This is a genomic window from Nitratireductor basaltis (genome assembly GCF_000733725.1).
Taxonomy (GTDB): Bacteria; Pseudomonadota; Alphaproteobacteria; order Rhizobiales; family Rhizobiaceae; genus Chelativorans; species Chelativorans basaltis.
The window spans coordinates 160,168-179,920 of sequence record NZ_JMQM01000002.1; the positions used below are offsets into that span (position 1 = coordinate 160,168).

17 protein-coding genes are annotated in these 19,753 nt (G+C 59.2%); 5 read left to right on the top strand and 12 right to left on the bottom strand.

The annotated features are described in order from the left end of the window. The first annotated feature begins 265 nt into the window (after positions 1-265). The gene (locus tag EL18_RS13145) at positions 266-2,578 is read left to right on the top strand and encodes a putative bifunctional diguanylate cyclase/phosphodiesterase (RefSeq protein ID WP_051914267.1); all 2,313 of its coding nucleotides are present in this window, start codon (positions 266-268) and stop codon (positions 2,576-2,578) included. Between the two features lie 86 nt (positions 2,579-2,664). Beyond that, positions 2,665-3,024, top strand: coding sequence for a septal ring lytic transglycosylase RlpA family protein (locus tag EL18_RS13150; RefSeq protein WP_036485178.1), 360 nt, complete (start codon positions 2,665-2,667; stop codon positions 3,022-3,024). A gap of 43 nt (positions 3,025-3,067) precedes the next feature. Here EL18_RS13150 and EL18_RS13155 read toward each other — a convergent pair whose 3' ends face one another. The 3 genes from EL18_RS13155 to EL18_RS13165 all read right to left on the bottom strand — a co-directional run bounded on the left by EL18_RS13155 (position 3,068) and on the right by EL18_RS13165 (position 6,173). Then, the gene (locus EL18_RS13155; RefSeq protein ID WP_036485180.1) at positions 3,068-3,946 is read right to left on the bottom strand and encodes an SMP-30/gluconolactonase/LRE family protein; all 879 of its coding nucleotides are present in this window, start codon (positions 3,944-3,946) and stop codon (positions 3,068-3,070) included. Next, a complete protein-coding gene (locus EL18_RS13160; RefSeq protein WP_036485182.1) occupies positions 3,943-4,710 on the bottom strand; it encodes an SDR family NAD(P)-dependent oxidoreductase in 768 nt (255 codons plus the stop codon). Before EL18_RS13160 ends, EL18_RS13155 begins: the two co-directional genes overlap by 4 nt. Before the next feature lie 95 nt (positions 4,711-4,805). After that, positions 4,806-6,173, bottom strand: a complete 1,368-nt coding sequence (locus tag EL18_RS13165; RefSeq protein ID WP_051914269.1) for a putative bifunctional diguanylate cyclase/phosphodiesterase — start codon at positions 6,171-6,173, stop codon at positions 4,806-4,808. A gap of 204 nt (positions 6,174-6,377) precedes the next feature. On the opposite strand from EL18_RS13165, the gene gshB reads away from it, so the two are divergent. Together gshB and EL18_RS13175 are read left to right on the top strand one after the other, a co-directional pair. Beyond that, positions 6,378-7,322 carry a glutathione synthase gene (gene gshB / locus EL18_RS13170; RefSeq protein ID WP_036485185.1) on the top strand — a complete coding sequence of 315 codons (945 nt, stop codon included), beginning with the start codon at positions 6,378-6,380 and terminating at the stop codon, positions 7,320-7,322. 145 nt (positions 7,323-7,467) lie between these two features. Beyond that, positions 7,468-9,000, top strand: a complete 1,533-nt coding sequence (locus EL18_RS13175; protein WP_036485188.1) for a YifB family Mg chelatase-like AAA ATPase — start codon at positions 7,468-7,470, stop codon at positions 8,998-9,000. 883 nt (positions 9,001-9,883) lie between these two features. Here the strand turns inward: EL18_RS13175 and EL18_RS13180 are convergent. From EL18_RS13180 to dnaK, 9 genes are all read right to left on the bottom strand, one after another. Next, positions 9,884-10,492 carry a transglutaminase-like cysteine peptidase gene (locus EL18_RS13180; RefSeq protein WP_081871236.1) on the bottom strand — a complete coding sequence of 203 codons (609 nt, stop codon included), beginning with the start codon at positions 10,490-10,492 and terminating at the stop codon, positions 9,884-9,886. A gap of 243 nt (positions 10,493-10,735) precedes the next feature. Then, on the bottom strand, positions 10,736-11,959 hold the full coding sequence (locus EL18_RS13185; RefSeq protein WP_036485194.1) for a polyhydroxyalkanoate depolymerase: 1,224 nt from the start codon (positions 11,957-11,959) through the stop codon (positions 10,736-10,738). Positions 11,960-12,101: 142 nt separating this feature from the next. Further along, on the bottom strand, positions 12,102-12,395 hold the full coding sequence (locus EL18_RS13190) for a DUF1330 domain-containing protein (protein ID WP_036485200.1): 294 nt from the start codon (positions 12,393-12,395) through the stop codon (positions 12,102-12,104). Continuing rightward, complete coding sequence (gene pyrF, locus EL18_RS13195) at positions 12,388-13,104, bottom strand: orotidine-5'-phosphate decarboxylase (RefSeq protein WP_036485201.1); 717 nt, start codon at positions 13,102-13,104, stop codon at positions 12,388-12,390. The genes EL18_RS13190 and pyrF overlap by 8 nt, the downstream gene beginning before the upstream one ends. A gap of 3 nt (positions 13,105-13,107) precedes the next feature. Then, positions 13,108-13,698, bottom strand: a complete 591-nt coding sequence (locus EL18_RS13200) for an NADPH-dependent FMN reductase (RefSeq protein WP_036485203.1) — start codon at positions 13,696-13,698, stop codon at positions 13,108-13,110. A gap of 71 nt (positions 13,699-13,769) precedes the next feature. Beyond that, on the bottom strand, positions 13,770-14,378 hold the full coding sequence (gene pmtA, locus EL18_RS13205) for a phospholipid N-methyltransferase PmtA (RefSeq protein ID WP_036485205.1): 609 nt from the start codon (positions 14,376-14,378) through the stop codon (positions 13,770-13,772). Between the two features lie 31 nt (positions 14,379-14,409). Next, positions 14,410-15,534, bottom strand: coding sequence for a molecular chaperone DnaJ (gene dnaJ, locus EL18_RS13210; protein ID WP_036485207.1), 1,125 nt, complete (start codon positions 15,532-15,534; stop codon positions 14,410-14,412). Positions 15,535-15,662: 128 nt separating this feature from the next. Beyond that, a complete protein-coding gene (locus tag EL18_RS13215) occupies positions 15,663-16,760 on the bottom strand; it encodes an acyltransferase family protein (RefSeq protein WP_036485209.1) in 1,098 nt (365 codons plus the stop codon). A 116-nt stretch (positions 16,761-16,876) separates the two neighbouring features. Beyond that, entirely contained in the window at positions 16,877-18,799 is a 1,923-nt protein-coding gene (gene dnaK, locus EL18_RS13220; protein ID WP_036485211.1) for a molecular chaperone DnaK, read from the bottom strand. Between the two features lie 329 nt (positions 18,800-19,128). On the opposite strand from dnaK, the gene EL18_RS13225 reads away from it, so the two are divergent. Beyond that, complete coding sequence (locus EL18_RS13225; protein ID WP_051914271.1) at positions 19,129-19,749, top strand: cell wall hydrolase; 621 nt, start codon at positions 19,129-19,131, stop codon at positions 19,747-19,749. Positions 19,750-19,753: the final 4 nt, after the last annotated feature.

Here is a 19,753-nt window from a genome sequence, read left to right on the forward strand (position 1 = left end):
AGCCGAATTGCCAGCCCGTTTACAGAGATGGTTAAAAAATGGAGTGCTTGCCAGCCTTCATCATCGGACGCCCGGTCCACCCGGATATCGTAAACGGCGCGAAGAATCGAACGCAATCTTAACCACTTGTGATTGATATGGGTGGGCTAGTATACCGGGGGACAGTGGGTTGATGAGCGAATTTGACGCTGAGTGTGCCAACTATTTTGAAGACTTGAAAGCCGACAGTCTTCACTTACGCACGGCTACAAGCGGCCAAAAAACCATGCAGCAGCTCCGTGTTGTTTGCGGATTTGCACCGGCCTTCGCACCTGCGGCCTTGATGGCCCTCACCGCCACGGTTCTGGCGCTGGTTTCATCCGATGTTCCCGCGACTGCCATTGCCATTTGGGTCACGCTTGCCGCCGGCACCCATGCAGCCGCTCTTTTCTTTTGGTGGAAAAAGCGTGACGCGTTTCGGCTGACAGTCAAGCCCGAGCGTGCTCTCAGCTATACCCTTGCTGCGACGGTATCTGTCGGACTTGTCTGGTCCGCACCAGCCTTGATGGCGGGGCTTTTGGGCAGCGGGCTTTCCATGGGTCTGCTCATAAGCCTTGCATGCGGATTATGCGCGACGGGAATTGCCCTTTCTCTCATGCCTCGCGCCGCCTTTGGTCTCGTGGGCTCGTCGGCCTGTGTCCTGATCATGTCCGTGATCGCCCTGCCTGTTCCCTTGCAGGCGTCGGCCATGGCGTATCTTCTCGTTCTTTTCATTGTGGTGACACCCATAGCGGGCGCGTGCATCGCGCGCGTGTTCTCGGAGCGTGCAACGGCTGAAACAGGCATGCGCGAACAGCAGGAGATCATCAACCTGCTTCTTTGCGCATCCGATGCGACGCAGCAGGACTGCCTCTGGCAGATCAGCGCTGATGGCCGCATCGCCTATGTTTCACCGCGTTTCCGTGCAGCAATGTCATGCGCTGAGGAGCAAGTGAACAATACCCATTTCGGCGATCTGCTGCGTTCCATCTGCGTGGACTGCAATCCGCTCATCGCAGAGATCGAACGCTTCATCGACCGGAAGGAAGCGTTTCAGAACATTGTCGTGCAGGTGCAGAAGGGCGAGGAACGTTTCTGGTGGCGCCTGAGCGGCAAGCCGTCTTTCGACATGACCGGAGAGTTCTGCGGCTATATCGGCGTGACGGCCGACATCACGGCGCAGCGCAAGGCTGAAGCCCGTGTGAACTTCCTCGCTCACAATGATGCCCTAACCGGCCTCATCAACCGCGGCAAGTTCACCGAGCATCTCAACCAGTGCGTGGCACGTCTGGAGCGATATGGCTCCCCGTTTGCTGTTCTCTATCTCGATCTCGACCAGTTCAAGGCGGTCAATGACAGCCGAGGACATCTGGCAGGTGACATGCTCCTGGCTGAGGTCGGCCGCCGACTGCGCTGCGAACTGCGCGAATGTGAATATGCGGCCCGCCTGGGCGGCGACGAGTTCGCGATAATCCTGACGGACCGTTGCGACGCCAACTACACCGCCGAACTGGCACAGCGCATCGTGGACAGCATCTGCAAACCCTATGACATCCATGGCGAGTGCGTGCAGATCGGCATCAGCATCGGTATCGCGCTTGCACCGGTGAATGGTACGCGCCCGGACCAGATCCTGCGTAATGCGGATCTTGCGCTCTACCGTGCGAAGGAGGATGGGCGAGGCCTTTGGCGCTTCTTTGAATCCCGCATGGATGCGGACAACCGCGAACGTCGCATGCTTGAACTTGAACTCAGCCAGGCCATTCGTGAGGGTGAGCTGGAGCTGCACTTCCAGCCCCTTGTATCGGCGGAGACGCAGGATCCGCTGGGGTTCGAGGCACTTGTGCGTTGGAACCACCCGATTAGAGGCATGGTGCAGCCGGCAGAGTTCATTCCGATCGCCGAACAAAGTGCCTTGATCCGTGAGATCGGCGACTGGACCATTCGTGAAGCATGCCGCAAAGCAGCGCAATGGCCTGGCGAACTGATGGTTGCGGTGAACATCTCCGCCCGTCACTTCCAGCTGTCGGACATTGCGGAAGTGGTTCGACTCGCGCTGAGGGAAAGCGGCCTGCCGGGCGAGCGGCTTGAGCTCGAGATCACCGAGAGCCTTCTGATCGAAAAGACAGACGATGTCCTCGAGCGTCTGCGCGAGATAAAGGCTGAAGGTGTCGCCATCGCGATGGACGATTTCGGCACCGGCTATTCCAGCCTCTCCTATCTGATGAAATTTCCGTTCGACAAGATCAAGATCGATCGCTCCTTCGTCTCCGCGTCAAGTGAAGACACGGTTGCGCGCGACATCCTGCGCTCGATCATCATGCTTGGCGAGACACTGAAGGTGCGCATTACCGCCGAAGGCGTGGAAACTCAGGAGCAGGTCGAATTCCTGCGCGGCATCGCCTGCCAGCAGCTGCAGGGCTTCTACTTTGCGCGCCCGCTCAACCCAGCTGACCTTGCACATTACTTCATCGATCATTTCCGCAAGACGCGCCTTCGCGACGCGGATATGCCTGCAGATGTTCAGCTGCCTTTGAAAGAAGCCAGCGGCGCGGCCTGATCTACCGAATTCTGCAGTTGCCCAGCCACCGCCCCATTTTGTGGTTATGCGCCGGGTCAACAGCAGAAACAATTCGGGACGATATAATGAGCCAACGGACCATCCGGCGCACTGCCATTGCCTTGAGCACCGTCATTGCGGCGGCAACATTGCCCGCCGTCGCCCAGGCACAATGCGGAAGCGCTTCCTGGTATGCGCTTACATCCAAGACGGCCTCCGGTGAGCGCATGAACCCTGCAGCAATGACTGCGGCTCATCGCAAACTGCCTTTCGGCACCAAGATCAAGGTCACCAATGCGGCCAATGGAAAAGCCGTTGTCGTACGCATCAATGATCGCGGCCCTTTCATCAAGGGACGCATCCTCGATCTTTCGAAGGCGGCTGCCGCCAAGCTGGACTTCATCCGCTCCGGCCATACCAAGATCTGCCTCGAAGCGGTAAAGTGAATACGGGCGGGATCGGTTCCAGCCGATCCCGCAAATGCGCTATCTAGATCTCGACTGCCGGATCCAGTCGGCCTTCAACAGGCATGTCGATCAGGAAGAGCTTTCCGGCTTCGGGATCACTCGCACGTGCTGCCTCATCAAGTCCGGCCGCTGCCGAGGTAACAGCAAGGCGTTCGGCATTCTCACCTATGAAAACGGGGCAGGTGGCCTGCCGCGCGGGGAGAGAGATCGAGCGAATGAAGTGGCCGTCCGAGGACCATGCGTCCAGTCGCGCGCCGCCCCAGCGGGCATTCCATACGGTGCCTCCCGCGTCACATACCGAGCCGTCGATGCCGCCGACCATCTCGTTGCCTTCAACGGTGAGGATCGGTTCGTCGACAGGCAATCCGGTGTCCGGGTTGCAGGCAACGCGATACAAGCGATTGGTGTGGGTATCCGCGAAATAGGCGATTGCCCCATCCGGGGAGAAGCAAATCGAGTTCGGAATCGTGATCCGCGGATAGAGCTGACGCAATTCACCTGCGCGATACCAGTAGATCGATCCGGCTTCCTCTTCAGCGTTCCTGCCCATGGTGCTGAACCAGATGGCGCCGCTTGGATGCACCCGAGCATCGTTCGACCGCGTCTGCGGATTGTCCTCTTCCGCTGCGCACAGGACATCCCATGCACCTGACTGACGGTCGCGAAGATGCAGCCCGTGCTCGGTCACGAAAAGCTGGCGCTCATCGTCGACCCGGGCAATGGCACTTGCCATGAAAGGAAGCTCCAGGACATTCGTCTCGTGGCTTGCCAGGTTGAGAGAATGAAGGCGGCTTGCAATGATGTCGAACCAGAAAAGCGTGTTGGTTTGCGCCTCGAAACTTGGTCCCTCGCCCAGCTCGCAAACTGTCTCGCACAGGACTGAAACGGTCGGTTCACTCACAGGATGCCTCCATCCACGATCATGGTTTGGGCTGTCATGCCGCGCGCGGCCTCGGAGGCGAGAAACAGGCAGGGACCGACCATGTCTTCAGGCTCCAGGGTACGCTTCAGGCACTGCCGGTCGATTGTGTCCTCGACACCTTCCTTTGTCACCCAGAGATCTTTTTGACGCCGGGTCATGACCCAGCCCGGTGCAATCGCATTGACCCGAATGCCATGCGGCCCGAGCGCACCGGCCAGCCCCTTGGTCAAACCGACAATACCTGCTTTTGCAGCGGTATAGGCCGGCATGGCGTGATGATTAAGCATGTAGGAGGTCGAGGTGAAATTGACGATTGCCCCCCGCCCTGCCGCCTTCATTCCGGTGACGACCGACTGGACGGCAAAAAACTGCGGGCGCAGATTGATCGCCTGGTTGTTGTCCCAGTATTCCTGTGTGACGGCCTCTATCTCATGGCGGTCGTCCCAGGCAGCGTTGTTTACCAGAACCATGACCGGCCCATGCGCCTTCTCAGCCTCGCCGGCAGCCGCCTTGATGGCTTCGATGTCGCGCAGATCGGCATTCACAAAGAGAGGTGAGCGCCCGTAGCGTGCATTCAAGCCGTCGCACAGAGCGCGACTTTCCTCTTCCGCAATGTCGATGAAGGCAACCTTGGCCCCCTGTGCGAGGAAGCCCTCAGTCAATGCCGCGCCAATGCCCGAGCCACCGCCAGTGATCAGCACCGACACGTCCATGAGATCGGAATATCTCGTTTCCGGCTCCATACGCCCCTCCTTGATGGATTTCACACGACACGAATGGCCGCCTGTTCCACGGTTTTATCCAACCGCGAGGCTCTTGTCAGGTTCCCCTTGAGGAACTAGCGGATCATGGCGTGGGGAAGCGGCGGTTTTGAGCGGACATTGAGCACGTTCTGACGCAGATAGGTCAAAGTCTCGTCCGCGTTGCACGGTCTGCCGAAATAGTAGCCCTGCCCGCCGGCGCAGCCAAATTCGACGAGCCGCGCGGCCTGGGCTTCTTCCTCGATGCCTTCAGCGACAACATCCATGCCCAGACCTTCGCACATTGCCAGTATGGCCCGGATGATATGTTCGGACGGTCGGTCATCGAGAATTGAAGAGACGAAGGCACGGTCGATTTTCAGCTTGTCGAAGGGGAAGTCGCGGAGACGACCCAGACTTGATTGACCGGTGCCGAAATCATCAAGCGAAACGCGTATGCCCATCGCTTTCAGGTCATTCACGATCTTCTCTGCGGATGCAGGGTCGGTCATCAGCCCTGTTTCCGTGATCTCGATCTCGAGGCGGCGCGCGCTGAAACCCGTCCGCTTCAGTATCGAAAGGACCTGCAGGCCGGTATTGTGATCGACAAGCTGCGATGGCGACAGATTGAAGGAGAGGAAGAGATGCTCCGGCCAGTCGCGCGCAGCCTCCGTTGCCTTGCGCAATACCAGCTGCGAGAGCTGACCGATGATGCCGCGTTCTTCCGCAATCGGGATGAAGACGCCCGGCGATACGAAGCCGAGATCGCGATCGGTCCAGCGTGCCAGTGTTTCGAAACCGATGGTCTCCCGTGTCGCAAGATCAACGATTGGCTGGAAATGCGGCTCCACCTCGCCAGCGGCGACCGCTCGGCGCAATGCCTGCTCGATGCGGGTGACGCGCTTGGCAGCCTCTTCCATCTCCCGCGTATAGACCACCACGCGGCCCCGGCCCGTACGTTTTGCCTGATAGAGTGCGGTTTCAGCCTTGTTCAACAGAAGGTCGGCGGTTTCCTCTTCGGAATAGTAAAGCGAGCAACCGGCAGAGGCTGACAGGCGCGCCGTGCGGTAGCCGATATCATAGGGCGCAGAGAGGATCTCGATCAGCATGCGCACACGATCTTCGGCTGATTCTTCGCTGAAGACCATTGGGTAGAGAACGGCAAACTCGTCGGCGCCGATACGCGTGACCGTGGAGTAATCGTCCATCGCCGCGCGGAGGCGCATGGCCACCTGCTGCAGAATTTCATCGCCGGCGCTGCGTCCGAAGAGATCGTTGATCGGCTTGAAACCGTCGAGATCAAGAATGGCGATGGCGAAGGGCGCGGGATCGTCGGCACGATCGGCGATCAGCCGTCCAACCTTGTCATAGAACCGGCGCGCGTTTCCAAGACCGGTCAGATGATCGGTCAACTGCAGCTCTTCTCCTGAAAGTGCAGCGGCTGGCGCAGCCTGGCTGGAAGGCATGATTGGTTCCTGCTTCTCATTTGTTACCGGTAACAATGCAGGGGAAATGTTGATGAATAGTATCAGTCATAACAAATTTGTCAGAATTTCTTCGCTGGCGCATTTCCGCCTGCAATCGCGGCACATTGGCAGGGTCCGTCGTCCACCTTGACATGAGGCGCACAGGGGCGTCATCTGCCGCTCCAGTTTCAAGGAGCCCGCCCGATGCCCCTCAAAATCGCGATCCAGATGGACCATGTCTCAACCGTATCCATAGCGGGAGACACGACCTTCGCCCTTGCGCTGGAGGCCCAGGCTCGGGGACATGAGCTATACCATTATACACCCGACCAGCTTTCCCAGCTGGGGAACCGCGCGCTGGCTATGGTTCAACCGCTACAGGTGCGCGATATGGAAGGCGATCACTACACGCTCGGCGAGGCAAGCCAGCGGGACCTGTCGGAAATGGATGTCGTGCTTCTGCGCCAGGATCCTCCTTTCGACATGAACTATATCACCACCACCCATATTCTTGATCTGATCCACCCCCGGACGCTGGTGGTCAATGATCCGGCATGGGTGCGCAACAGCCCGGAGAAGATATTCGTCACCGAATTCGCCGATCTGATGCCGGAAACACTCATCACGCGTGATGTGGAGGCCGTGAAGGCGTTCCGGCGAGAGCATGGCGACATCATCGTCAAGCCGCTCTACGGCAATGGCGGGGCGGGAATATTTCACCTGCAGGAAGCAGACCGAAATCTATCGGCTCTTCTCGAAATGTTCATGCAGGCCTTTCGAGAGCCGTTCATCGTGCAGCGTTACCTGAAGGAAGTGCGCGGTGGCGACAAGCGGATCATCCTGATCGAAGGCGAGCCTGTCGGTGCCATCAACCGCGTTCCTGCCGAGCACGACTCGCGCTCCAACATGCATGTGGGCGGCCGGGCCGAAGCAACGGAACTGACCGAGCGCGAGCACGAGATTTGCAAGCGTATCGGTCCTGCCCTTCGTGAACGCGGATTCGTTCTGGTCGGTATCGACGTGATTGGCGACTACCTGACCGAAATCAACGTCACCTCCCCCACCGGCGTGCGTGAAGTGAAGAAGTTCGGCGGGGCAGATGTCGCCGCACTCTTCTGGGATGCGGTGGAAAAGCGGCGCGGGAACTGATCCCGGCCCCCCCGTGTATACCGCTTTGTTGACTTGAGGTCATATTTGTTCTCATAACGTTCTTGATTTAGCGCGCATGCCGTGCTTTCGTTCCGCAAGTTGCAACCTTTGATGAGAAGCAGCAGCGTTCGGGCGGGGGTTCGGGATGGTTTCACGTGTAAGGACGATTGCCTTTCAGGGCGTGGAAGCGGTTCCCGTCGACGTGCAGGTGATGGTTGCGCCCGGCAAGATGGGGATGCAGATCGTCGGGCTTGGCGACAAGGCGGTGGCGGAAAGCCGCGAGCGCGTGCAAGCTGCCCTTCATGCCTCTGGGCTATCGATGCCGCCGAAGAAGGTTACGGTCAATCTGGCACCTGCCGACCTGCCCAAGGAAGGCAGCCACTATGATCTGCCGATAGCGCTAGGCCTGATGGCCGCGCTTGGGGCAATCCCCTCCGACGCACTGGAGAACTATGTCGTGCTGGGGGAGCTGGCGCTGGATGGCGGCGTTGCGCGCGTGGCTGGGGTTCTGCCTGCTGCCATCGGCGCGAACGCTATGGAAAGGGGCCTCATTTGCCCGCATTCCTGCGGTTCGGAAGCCGCGTGGGCAGGTGCGGATATCGATATCCTGGCGCCGCGCAGTCTGATCGCTCTTGCCAACCATTTCAGAGGTACGCAGGTCCTCTCGCGTCCCGAAGCCGCACTGGGACCCGCAGCACGCGACCTGCCTGATCTTGCGGATATCAAGGGTCAGGAAAGCGCAAAGCGCGCCTTGGAGGTAGCCGCGGCCGGAGGACACAATCTGCTGATGGTCGGCCCGCCCGGTGCCGGTAAATCCATGCTGGCGCAGCGCCTGCCGTCCATTCTGCCTCCGCTGGAGCCGAAGGAGCTTCTTGAGTGCTCGATGGTGGCATCCATAGCGGGCGAACTGGCTGATGGTCGCCTCACGGACCGTAGGCCATTCAGAGCTCCACATCATTCTGCATCCATGGCAGCAATGGTGGGTGGAGGCACGCGGGCGCGGCCGGGCGAAGTATCGCTGGCGCATCATGGTGTGCTTTTTCTGGACGAACTGCCGGAATTCACCCCGCAAGTGCTGGACTCCCTGCGCCAGCCGCTGGAAACGGGAGAGTGTGTGATTGCACGGGCAAGCCATCGTGTCAGCTATCCCGCCCAGATCCAGTTGATTGCGGCCATGAATCCGTGCCGCTGCGGGATGGCCGGTGAGCCCGGGCACCGCTGCGCCCGCGGACCAAGGTGCCAGAGCGATTACCAGGCGCGGTTGTCGGGACCGTTCCTCGACCGGATCGATCTCCGCATCGAAGTGCCGGCTGTAACTGCGGCAGACCTGATTGCTCCCGGCAAAGCCGAGTCCAGCGCACAGGTGGCCGAGCGGGTGGCCATGGCCCGCCAGATGCAACGGGAACGCTATAGCGCGCTTGGCCTGCCCGGCTGGACGACCAATGCCCGTTGCTCGGCGGCAATGATTGAAGAAGTCGCCACACCTGATCCCGAGGGCGTATCGCTGCTCCAGGAAGCAAGCGACAAGCTCGCGCTCTCCGCGCGCGCCTACCACCGGGTATTGAAGGTGGCGCGCACACTTGCCGATCTAGATGGCTCCGAGCGATTGGGCCGAATCCACCTTGCAGAAGCGATCAGCTATCGGATGGCTTCCGGCCGCGTTGCGCGAGCCGCTTGAGATCTGGCGTATCGCGCCTGCAATCCATGCGCAGGGCTGCCTTTTCTCTGCATGTGGGGCTTTCGGGGTCTTGTGGAGCCTCGCGCCGGTTTCGCAGCGCAGCAGATTTGCCGATTTGGAGCAGTACAGCTGAGCGCTCTGAAGTTCCAGAAGAACTGCGACAGATGGCGCTTTCTTCCCGTCACGACTGTGTAATTCTGTTTGATATATCTGGAAGCGGGACAATCGTGTTGGGGTCTTGCAAAAGATATCAATCGCCTATCAGTCGGGAGCATTAGGCGCACTGTTCCGAAAGCACATTTGCTCAAACGCATGATCTATATCGGCTCCTTCTCGATCAGCGCGCCAGTCACACGATGAAACCGGAGTTCGGATAGGTGCAGGTATCGAATGCGGGCGCGACAAATCACCTGAAACAATTGCCGGTGGAATTGTCATGGCCGCGAGCGAAGAATCCGATGACGGCGCGCCTACCGGCGTGCGCCAGAGCATATGTGCCACCACCCGCAAGACTTCGAAACAGCTCTCGCACGCATGCAGCACGTCTTGCATCAGCCCTTGCAAACCGCCCACGGCAGGCCATCGCCCCGTACCCGTTGCCTCGCGCATATTCCCGGATGCACGTCCGCGCGGTTTACAGAGCCGAAGCCGCAGCACAGTTATTGTAGCCCGACGCACGCAAACCAGCAGGTGGATTCGGCCCTGGAGTGACGGAGCGGACTTCTTCGTGCAGTCGGAGTTGATATATCTCCAGTGCTGATCCGTAGCCTGATCTCCACCCCTGGTGCGAAAGCGCGAGGATGCCCATCCACGCAAAGGCCAAAAGAAAAGGGCGCAGCCCCCACGCTGCGCCCCTATGCCCCGCCTCTTGTCCGAAAATGCTCTATTGGCGAACCGCACCCACCAGCGGATTTGTGCTTTCGCGCAGGCTTACCCACTGACCGGTATGTTCGCTCGACTGGCGCTTCAGGAAGCGATAACCGGTCTGGTTCCAAAGCCGGACATCGTTGCGCAGATTGTCGAGGATGAAGTCGCCCTTGTCTGTTCGTACGGTCAGGACCGCATGTCCCTCCCCGTCACGCTTGCGCACGACCGTGATCAGCAGGTTCCCCAGAGAAATACCGGAGCGGTTCAGCATGCGGCGCTTCTCGAGAACGAAATCCTCACAGTCACCGACGCCCTTGACCGGATAGGTCCAGACTTCCTCGCGACCATAGATGTCGATGTCGTTGAGCGGTTTCACGGCGCGGTTCACACGGCTGTTCACCTGCTGCATCTTGCGCATCAAGCCGCCCGTCATCCGTGCGGGCTGGATCTTCCCGACGCGCAGGGCGCATTCGCGTGGATTGGATTTGCAGAAATCATAATGTCCGATTGGCTGGGAGGTCTTGCCTCCGGTTGCCAATGCGGCCGTTGCGCCAGCACTGCCTGCTGACAAGGCACTCACGACCAGTGAAAACGCAACCGCAAACCCAACCCTCTGAGAAGCCATTCCGCCGCTCCCAATTTATTTAGTTTCTTAACACTAAGTTAAGGAACCAAACGGAGGTCTTGTCAATTAGAGTGGCGGATTAATATGCCTAGTGACGGGGTGCACGCCCGATATGGGCACTTGCCACGTCCCGATGTTGCATAAATGCTATAGTTTATTACGGCCTATGCACGAGATATTGTATCTGCGCATCGCAAGGTAGCGAATCATTGAGTTTGACTGGCTGTTCTGCGCGTTAACCTTTTATGACTTATGATTGTTCATGAAACTTACTATTCGCGGCGCAATGTTTTCCCGGAAACGGCTTCCATTGAACACACCATAGTGGCCCACTTCAGGCTGCACATAATGAGAGCGCTTGTCTTGCGAAAGGCTGCTGCAAAGGGCATGTGCAGCCTCGGTTTGACCCAACCCTGAAATGTCGTCGTTCTCGCCCTCGATGGTGAGCAGAGCAACGTTGGTAATGCTGGAAGGGTCGATCAGCTCGCCGCGATGGGTCATTTCGCCCCTCGGCAGAGCGTGGCGAATGAAAACGGTGTCTACCGTCTGAAGATAAAATTCAGCCGTCAGATCCATCACCGCAAGATACTCATCGTAGAACTCGCGGTGTTTTTCTGCTGGCTCACCATCATTCTTCACGAGGTGGAGAAAGAATTCCCGATGCGCCGTGACATGGCGGTCGAGATTCATGCTCATGAAGCCCGACAACTGAAGAAAGCCGGGATATACGTCGCGCATGACACCCGGATTTGGCCATGGAACCTGCATGATGACATTGTTCCGAAACCAGTCGATCCCGCGCTCCTGTGCAAGCCGGTTGACCGCTGTCGGATTGATCCGCGTGTCGATGGGTCCGCCCATGAGGGTCATGCTGGCAGGCAGGTTCTCATCCCTGCGCGCTTCCATGAGGCTTACCGCCGCCAGAACCGGCACCGAAGGCTGACAGACCGCCATGACATGACAGCCGGGGCCCAGATGAGCCAGCATCTGCGTAACGTAGTCGATGTAATCATCGAGATCGAATTGGCCCTGCGAAAGCGGGACCATCCGCGCATCGACCCAGTCAGTCACATAAATATCGGCGTGCGGCAGCATCGCCTCCACCGTGCCGCGCAACAGCGTCGCATAATGGCCCGACATCGGCGCGACGATGAGCAGTCGCGGCTGCGGCGAAACGCTTCCTTCCTTGCGGAAATGCAGAAGGCGGCAAAACGCCTTGTGCCACACCACCTCTTCTGAAACCGCAACCGCCCTGCCATTGACGCTGGTCTCGGCAATTTCGAATTCAGGCTTGGAATAGCGGCGCGTCGTGCGCTCGAACAGCTCTGCTGCAGCGGCCATGGAGCGGCCAAGCGGAGTGGATGAAGCCGGATTGTCCGGGTTGCCATAGAACTGGCGCATGGCTTCCGCACAGGCTCGTGCCGGCTGCAGCGCCGCATGGTTCATCTCGAAAAGGTGGTAAAACATTCTGCCCCTTGAGCAAGGCCTTTATCGAAGGCTGCATGGCCATTGGGGCCTATGGCGCATGCCAATAGTGCTGCGCGTGCCCCGGAATGTGGCAGAGACTATCAGTTTCATGCTGCATTGCAACATATTCGCAGGTTGCAGTTCAGCCCTCGTAGCCTTCCATGATGATCAGATCGGCTTCCGCGACTTCGCTGCGTATGGCCTTCGCAGCCTGATATTCAGGTGATGCATAACAGGCGTGTGCGGCTTCCAGGCTTGGAAACTCGATGACCACATTGCGGTTTCGGCCTGAACCTTCCATCACCTCATATGCGCCGCCTCGGATCACGAAACGTGCTCCGTGACGCTCGAAGGCGGGCTTTGCCGTAGCAACATAATCCTTGTAGCGCTCGGCATTGCGAACATCGACCCGGGCGATCCAGTAAGCTTTAGGCACGGGCTTCTCCCCGGGCTGCAGCCTGCATCTCGTCAAGTATGGCCAGTGCGGCCTGCTTCGGATCGCGGGCAGCGACGACAGGACGGGCCACGACAAGATGACTTGAGCCGGCTGCGATCGCATCAGCAGGCGTCACGACCCGCTTCTGGTCGCCATGCGGCGCACCTGCCGGGCGGATGCCGGGCGTCACGACCGCAAGCCCGGGTCCGACCGTATCACGGACGACCTTTGCTTCCGCTGCCGAACAGACCAGCCCGCCCATCCCGGCTTCGCGGGCCTGCCGTGCGCGGCGCAACACAAGTTCGTCCGGTGGAATGCTGTAGCCGGCATCTTCCAGATCGCCGGCATCCATGGAGGTGAGAACGCTGACGCCAAGCAGGCAAAGATCCGAACCCTTTGCAGCTTCGACGGCGGCTCGCATCGCCTTGGGATAGGCGTGGATGGTCAGCATCGTCATGCCCATCCTGGCTATATTCTCGACCGCCTTGGCGACGGTGTTGTCTATGTCGAGCAATTTCATGTCGAGGAAGACCTTCTTGCCGCTGGCAGCCAGATCGCGCGCAAACTCCAGCCCACCGGCGAATGCGAGCTGATAACCGACCTTGTAGAAACCGACCGTATCGCCCAGTCGATCGACCATCGCTTCGGCTTCTGCCACCGTCGGAATGTCCAGCCCCACGATCAGCCGGTCGCGCATCTCACTCGTCATTGTTCAATTCCTTCTCTGGCGCGATATGCTCGCTGCCTCCAGAAGCGCGCGACAGGTGGTTGCGAGCTTCTTCTGGGTTGCTTCGTCACGAAGGTTGCCGGCTTCATCGAATGCCTCCTGCGCACGCCCCACGGAGCATTGCGCCGAGACCACTTCCGCCTGGCAGTGAACTAGCACCGCGCGCAGATGATTGGCTGCGCGAATACCGGCAAACACGCCGTTGGAGGATGAACAGATAGCGCCGGACTTTCCGGCGAATGCGCGGATTGTACGCCCGGAACCATCCTGCTTCACACGGCTGATCCAGTCGATCGCATTCTTGAGAAGCGGTGGCAGCGAGGCGTTGTATTCGGGTGTGGCGATGAGAAAGCCATCATGGGATGCCACGAGCGAGGCGAGCTTGACCGCGTTTTGCGGCACTCCCTTGTCGCGCTCGAGGTCCTGATCGAATATCGGTAGCGGGTAGTCGGCCAGAGAGATACGGGTGACTTCAGCGCCTTGCAGAGCCAGTTCCCGCGTGGCCGCATCCGCGGTCTTGCCGCTTAGCGCCTGTCCGCGAACGGAACCGGCAAAAACCAGTATGCTTACCGTCACGACTGTTCCTTTCAGCTATGGTGCATCCGGTTTAGGTGAAGCCGGAAGCCTGGCAAATCGCGGGGAACCGGTCAGCTGCGCAAGTCCCGGCGATAGACCCACAAATGGGCTGGCGGAATATTGCGCACCACGAAGTCGAAACGCTCGACGCTGTAGGAGCCACGATTGGCCGGAATGGGCGACAGCGCACCATAGGTGATCTGAACCACCGGGCGCCCTGCCGGCATCAGATCAAGTAGTTGCTCCAGCAGTGCCACGCGCTGTTCCGGCGGGAAATTGAGCATCGGGATGGCGGAGATGACACTGTCGAACTGACGGCCACGCCAGGGCGCCAGCACCTCATCCAGCTCGAAAGCGCTGCCATGGATGAAATTCACGCCAGGCATATCGGCTTTCAGCCGCTCCACGAAATCGGAGGAGTATTCCACCGAGATCAGGTTTTCGGCCTGAATCCCGCGCTCCAGAATTGCCTTTGTGATGACGCCGGTGCCCGGCCCAAGCTCCAGGACAAGGTCCTTGGTGCCTTCGGTTACGACGGAAGCCATGCGACGGGCCGTGATACCGCTGGTCGGAGCGATTGCGCCGACCGCCTTGGGCTTGTCCATCCAGCCGCGAAAGAAGCGCAGCTCTTCGTCAAACCGCTTGGCGAGCGACTTGCGCATCCCGGTATCCTTACCCATTCACGTCCTCTCCCAAATGCGCCTTGCGCCGCTACTCGCTGAAGGATTCGAAGAAGTCCTTCATGCGCGAGAAAAAGCCGGTCGACTGCGGGCTGTTCTCCTTAGAAGATATTCTTTCGAACTCTTCAAGCAAGTCCCGCTGCTTCTTGTTCAGGTTCTGCGGCGTTTCCACGGCGACCTGGATGTATAGATCACCGACTTGCGGCTGGCGCAGTATGGGCATGCCCTTGCCGCGCAGGCGGAACTGGCGGCCGTTCTGCGTGCCTTCCGGCACCTTCACGCGTGTCTGCGTGCCGTCCAGCGTTGCCACCTCGAAGGCGCCGCCGAGGGCCGCGGTGGTCATGGAAATCGGCACCTTGCAATAGAGGTCCGCACCATCGCGTTGGAAGAATTCGTGCGGCTTGACTGACAGGAAGATATAGAGATCGCCCGATGGGCCGCCGCGAAGGCCGGCCTCGCCCTCGCCGGCAAGGCGAATGCGCGTTCCGTCCTCGATGCCGGCTGGAATGTTCACTGAGAGCTGGCGCTCTTCGGTGACGCGGCCCTGGCCGGCACATTTTGCACAGGGATCGGAGATGGTCTGGCCGCGGCCATGGCATTGCGGACAGGTACGCTCGATGGAGAAGAAACCTTGTGCTGCGCGCACGCGGCCCGAACCGTGGCACAGGCCGCACTGGGTGGGTGACGTGCCGGGCTTGGCGCCGGAGCCTGAGCACTCATCGCAGGCGATGGAGGTCGGCACGTGAATTTGCGCCGTCTTGCCCGTGAAAGCCTCTTCAAGCGTGATTTCCATATTGTAGCGCAGGTCTGCACCACGGTCGCGGCTTGCCGAGCGGCGCTGGCGCGCGCCCATCATGTCGCCGAAAATGTCTTCGAAAATATCGGCAAAGCCACCGCCGCCGAAGCCCTGGCCGCCTCCACCCATACCGCCATTCTCGAATGCGGCGTGGCCGAAGCGATCATAGGCCGCGCGTTTTTGCGGGTCGCGCAGCGTCTCGTATGCCTCGTTGATTTCCTTGAACTTACGCTCAGCCTCATCATCTCCCGGATTGCGATCCGGGTGATATTTCATGGCGAGCTTGCGGAATGCGCTCTTAAGTTCTTTCTCGTCGGCGTTTCGCGACACGCTGAGCGTCTCGTAAAAGTCTGCCTTCATGAATTTGCGACTCGCTGGTTGAGCGGGAGCGTAACGCGCTCCGCGTTTCGTGCACGCAATTTAGGTATCGCTGCAGGCGAATGCCATAGTTTGCGCGAGATTGCCAGCCGATCAGGCCAGCCATCCGCTCAAGCTGGCTGTGATATCGCGTTTTTCGGCTTGTGTATGCCGAGCCAGACCAGCAGCCGCTCTGCGATACGGTTCTCGAAAACCGCGTAGGACGCGATAGCGATCGCAATCGTGATCGCCATGACCATCACAGTATAGGTGAAGAACCAGAAGGTGGAGGCACCCGCGAAATAGCGATTCCAGACAAGGGAGAAGAAGATGCTCTCGGTCACCGGATGCCACAGATATACACCGAAGGAGACAGCTGCAGCTGGCCGCAGGAATTTTGGATAGGTGTAACGGTCCGGTTCCACCACTTCGCATCGCGCAGCAAGGTAGACAGCGATCGCCAGCATGATGACGGCTGCATAGATATTGGCCTGGCTGATCATGAGCAGACATGAACTCGCCAGTGCCATCCAGGGCAGGAATCTGCTGCCGGAAACATTGAGGCCGTGACGGCGCGCGAGCATGGCGATCAACGCGCCGAGCGAAAAGTCGGCGAAGACCCGGTAGGCTCCCCAGGTGTCGGCGTAAACCCAGTGGGTCTCGGGCATGATCCCGTTTGCCACAAGGAATTCGAGGCCGCCATAGCTGGCGACGGTCACGAATGCGAGGCCAAGCAGGCCCGCGTAGCGCCAGGCGAGCGCGAGAAGGGGCAGAAGCAAATAGGCCAGCCACTCGCCTGAAAGCGACCATGAGACATAGTTGAATGTCAGATTGTCGTTCAGCCCCCAACCCTGCATCAGAAGCAGATTGGGAAGCAACGTTTCCCATTCGAAGAGATCGAGGCCGCCGCCCGTGTTCGACAGGCCGAGTTCAACCGCCAGACCAACACACACGAAATAGCCGAGTGTCGCCAGGTGTAGCGGATAGAGACGGACCAGGCGCTTGACGAGGTAAACGCGATAGGACTGCGCATCCAGCACGCGCTCGCCGTAGCGTTCGAATATCAGGAAGCCGGAGATGATGAAGAACAGGTCGAGGAGAGGGCGCAGGAGCTCAAGCCTGTCCTTTACCCAGAGGGCATCAGACGGTGCGAAATGCCCGAAATGGTAGAGCATGATCAAGAGGGCGGCCATGAGCCGCCATATCTCGAACAGGCGATAGCGGATCATCTCTTGCCCCGACTTTACGTTACGCGAGCGGATAGTCGGCAAGAAATGTTAACTCACGATAAAAGCCCGGTCGCTTTCGCAACCGGGCCTTGAAAATGTTCGCGATCTTTTGACGATCAGGCGGACTTCTTGTCGTCTTCGTCGATCTCTTCGAAATCGGCGTCGACAACGTCGTCGTCCTTCTTCTCTTCGCCAGCAGCGTCTGCAGCCGCATCAGCTTCCGCCGTTTCGGTCTGCTGTGCCTCATACATGGCCTGGCCAAGCTTCATGGAAGCCTCGGCGAGAGACTGCGTCTTGGCAGTAATTGCCTCGGCATCCTCACCTTCAAGAGCGGTCTTCAGCTCGGCGATGGCATCTTCGATCGCCTTGCGGTCGTCCTCGGAAACCTTGTCGCCGTAGTCCTTGAGCGACTGCTCGGAGGAGTGAATGAGGGCTTCACCCTGGTTCTTGGCTTCAACCAGCGCACGACGCTTCTTGTCGGCCTCTGCATTGGCTTCGGCGTCCTTGACCATCTGATCGATGTCGGCATCGGAGAGACCACCGGAAGCCTGGATGCGGATCTGCTGCTCCTTGCCGGTGCCCTTGTCCTTGGCCGACACATTCACGATGCCATTGGCGTCGATGTCGAAGGTCACTTCGATCTGCGGCACACCGCGCGGTGCGGGCGGCAGGCCAACAAGGTCGAACTGGCCAAGCATCTTGTTGTCGGCAGCCATCTCGCGCTCACCCTGGAAGACGCGGATCGTCACGGCGTTCTGGTTGTCCTCGGCCGTCGAGAAGACCTGGCTCTTCTTGGTCGGAATCGTGGTGTTGCGGTCGATGAGGCGCGTGAACACGCCGCCCAGCGTCTCGATACCCAGCGAAAGCGGGGTCACGTCGAGAAGCAGAACGTCCTTCACGTCGCCCTGGAGAACGCCGGCCTGGATGGCGGCACCCATGGCGACAACCTCATCCGGGTTCACACCCTTGTGCGGCTCCTTGCCAAAGAAGTTCTTCACCGTCTCCTGAACCTTCGGCATGCGGGTCATGCCGCCGACCAGAACAACCTCGTCCACTTCACCGGCATTCAGACCGGCATCCTTGAGCGCTGCCTTGCAGGGCTCGACGGTGCGCTTGATGAGGTCATCCACGAGGCTCTCGAACTTCGCGCGGGTCAGCTTGATGGCCAGGTGCTTCGGACCGGACTGGTCTGCCGTGATGAAGGGCAGGTTCACTTCCGTCTGCGAGGAGGAGGACAGCTCGATCTTGGCCTTCTCGGCAGCTTCCTTCAGGCGCTGCAGAGCCAGCTTGTCAGCCTTCAGGTCGATGCCGTTTTCCTTCTTGAACTCGTCGGCAAGGTAGTTGACCAGACGCATGTCAAAGTCTTCACCGCCAAGGAAGGTGTCACCATTGGTGGACTTCACCTCGAAAACGCCGTCGCCGATCTCGAGGATCGATACGTCGAAGGTGCCGCCGCCAAGGTCGTAGACGGCGATGGTCTTGCCTTCCTTCTTGTCGAGGCCATAGGCGAGTGCCGCAGCAGTCGGCTCGTTGATGATGCGCAGGACCTCAAGACCAGCGATCTTGCCCGCATCCTTCGTGGCCTGACGCTGGGCATCGTTGAAGTAGGCGGGAACGGTGATGACGGCCTTCTCGACCTTCTCGCCAAGATAAGACTCGGCCGTTTCCTTCATCTTCTGAAGGATCATCGCGGAAATCTGCGAAGGCGAATATTTCTCGCCATGGGCCTCGACCCATGCATCGCCATTGTCGGCTTTCACGATCTGGTAGGGGACAAGCTTCTTGTCCTTCTCCACCGTCGGATCCTCGAAACGGCGGCCGATAAGACGCTTGATCGCGAAAAGCGTGTTTTCCGGGTTGGTAACCGCCTGGCGCTTTGCCGGCTGGCCTACAAGACGCTCATCCTGGTCGGAAAAAGCGACGATGGAAGGCGTCGTACGCGCGCCCTCTGCATTCTCGATCACCTTTGCGTCTTTACCGTCCATGACGGCGACGCAGGAATTGGTGGTTCCAAGATCGATGCCGATTACTTTTGCCATTTTTCGTCTCTCCACTAAGCAGACCGTCAGGACCCATTCAGGCGTTCCAGGCGACAGCCCCTGTCACAAGAAAACCCGCGGCGCGCAGGGTTTTATCCCGCGTCTGTCCGCGACGTTGCGGCGTATATAAGAACCGCCATTTTATTGCGCAAGGCGATGAGCAGCATGATTTCGATATGCCTGGCCGCAAGGCTTGCGGGGCACGCTTGCTACGACGCCGGTTTACGAAGCCTTAAAGCGAACACTTAAATCAGGTCACCGAAAGTGACCCCGACTTCAGACCTTTTCTGCAACTTCCGCGCTAGGAATAATTGCGTGCAGGGGTTGTCATGCGAAGCTTGAGGGGGCTTTTCGTTGCTGCGCTTGCTGTTTTTGCAGCGAGCGCGGCCAATGCGTCACCATTCATCGGAAATCTGGCTGCAGGTGCAGTTCAACAGGCCGTTCAGCAGGTATTGTCCGTTCCCGTCAGAAGACCGAAATTGCAGATGCCTTCGTTGACCACGGCACAAATGCGCGTTGAAGCGCAATGCCTGTCACTGGGCATCTATCACGAAGCGCGCGGTGAAAGCATTGAAGGCCAGGCGGCGGTGGCGCAGGTCATTCTCAACCGCGCGCGCTCGAAGTCCTATCCTTCCAGCATCTGCGGTGTGATCTATCAGAATGCCTACAAGCTGAACCGCTGCCAGTTTTCATTTACCTGTGACCGGGTCTCCGACTTTCCGCGCGATGAGAAATCATGGCGCAGGGCCATAAAACTTTCCGAAGCGCTGCTTTGCGCAAACTGCAGCCACGCCGAGCGAAGCGTCCTGAAAAGCATCGCGCCGTTCCACCGTGCGACCCACTATCATGCCACTTATGTGCGCCCGGTCTGGGCGCGCAAATTGCGCCTTGTGGGACGCATCGGCACCCATATCTTCTTTGAAAGTGACCGGGTGTTGAGGCGGATGTGAGGGA

Coding starts and splice junctions, on each gene's coding strand:
- EL18_RS13145 (WP_051914267.1), top strand. CDS start 266: ATGCAGCAGCTCCGTGTTGTTTGCGGATTTGCACCGGCCTTCGCACCT.
- EL18_RS13150 (WP_036485178.1), top strand. CDS start 2,665: ATGAGCCAACGGACCATCCGGCGCACTGCCATTGCCTTGAGCACCGTC.
- EL18_RS13160 (WP_036485182.1), bottom strand. CDS start 4,710: ATGGAGCCGGAAACGAGATATTCCGATCTCATGGACGTGTCGGTGCTG.
- EL18_RS13165 (WP_051914269.1), bottom strand. CDS start 6,173: ATGCCTTCCAGCCAGGCTGCGCCAGCCGCTGCACTTTCAGGAGAAGAG.
- gshB (WP_036485185.1), top strand. CDS start 6,378: ATGCCCCTCAAAATCGCGATCCAGATGGACCATGTCTCAACCGTATCC.
- EL18_RS13175 (WP_036485188.1), top strand. CDS start 7,468: ATGGTTTCACGTGTAAGGACGATTGCCTTTCAGGGCGTGGAAGCGGTT.
- EL18_RS13180 (WP_081871236.1), bottom strand. CDS start 10,492: ATGGCTTCTCAGAGGGTTGGGTTTGCGGTTGCGTTTTCACTGGTCGTG.
- EL18_RS13185 (WP_036485194.1), bottom strand. CDS start 11,959: ATGTTTTACCACCTTTTCGAGATGAACCATGCGGCGCTGCAGCCGGCA.
- pyrF (WP_036485201.1), bottom strand. CDS start 13,104: ATGACGAGTGAGATGCGCGACCGGCTGATCGTGGGGCTGGACATTCCG.
- pmtA (WP_036485205.1), bottom strand. CDS start 14,378: ATGGGTAAGGATACCGGGATGCGCAAGTCGCTCGCCAAGCGGTTTGAC.
- dnaJ (WP_036485207.1), bottom strand. CDS start 15,534: ATGAAGGCAGACTTTTACGAGACGCTCAGCGTGTCGCGAAACGCCGAC.
- EL18_RS13215 (WP_036485209.1), bottom strand. CDS start 16,760: ATGATCCGCTATCGCCTGTTCGAGATATGGCGGCTCATGGCCGCCCTC.
- dnaK (WP_036485211.1), bottom strand. CDS start 18,799: ATGGCAAAAGTAATCGGCATCGATCTTGGAACCACCAATTCCTGCGTC.
- EL18_RS13225 (WP_051914271.1), top strand. CDS start 19,129: ATGCGAAGCTTGAGGGGGCTTTTCGTTGCTGCGCTTGCTGTTTTTGCA.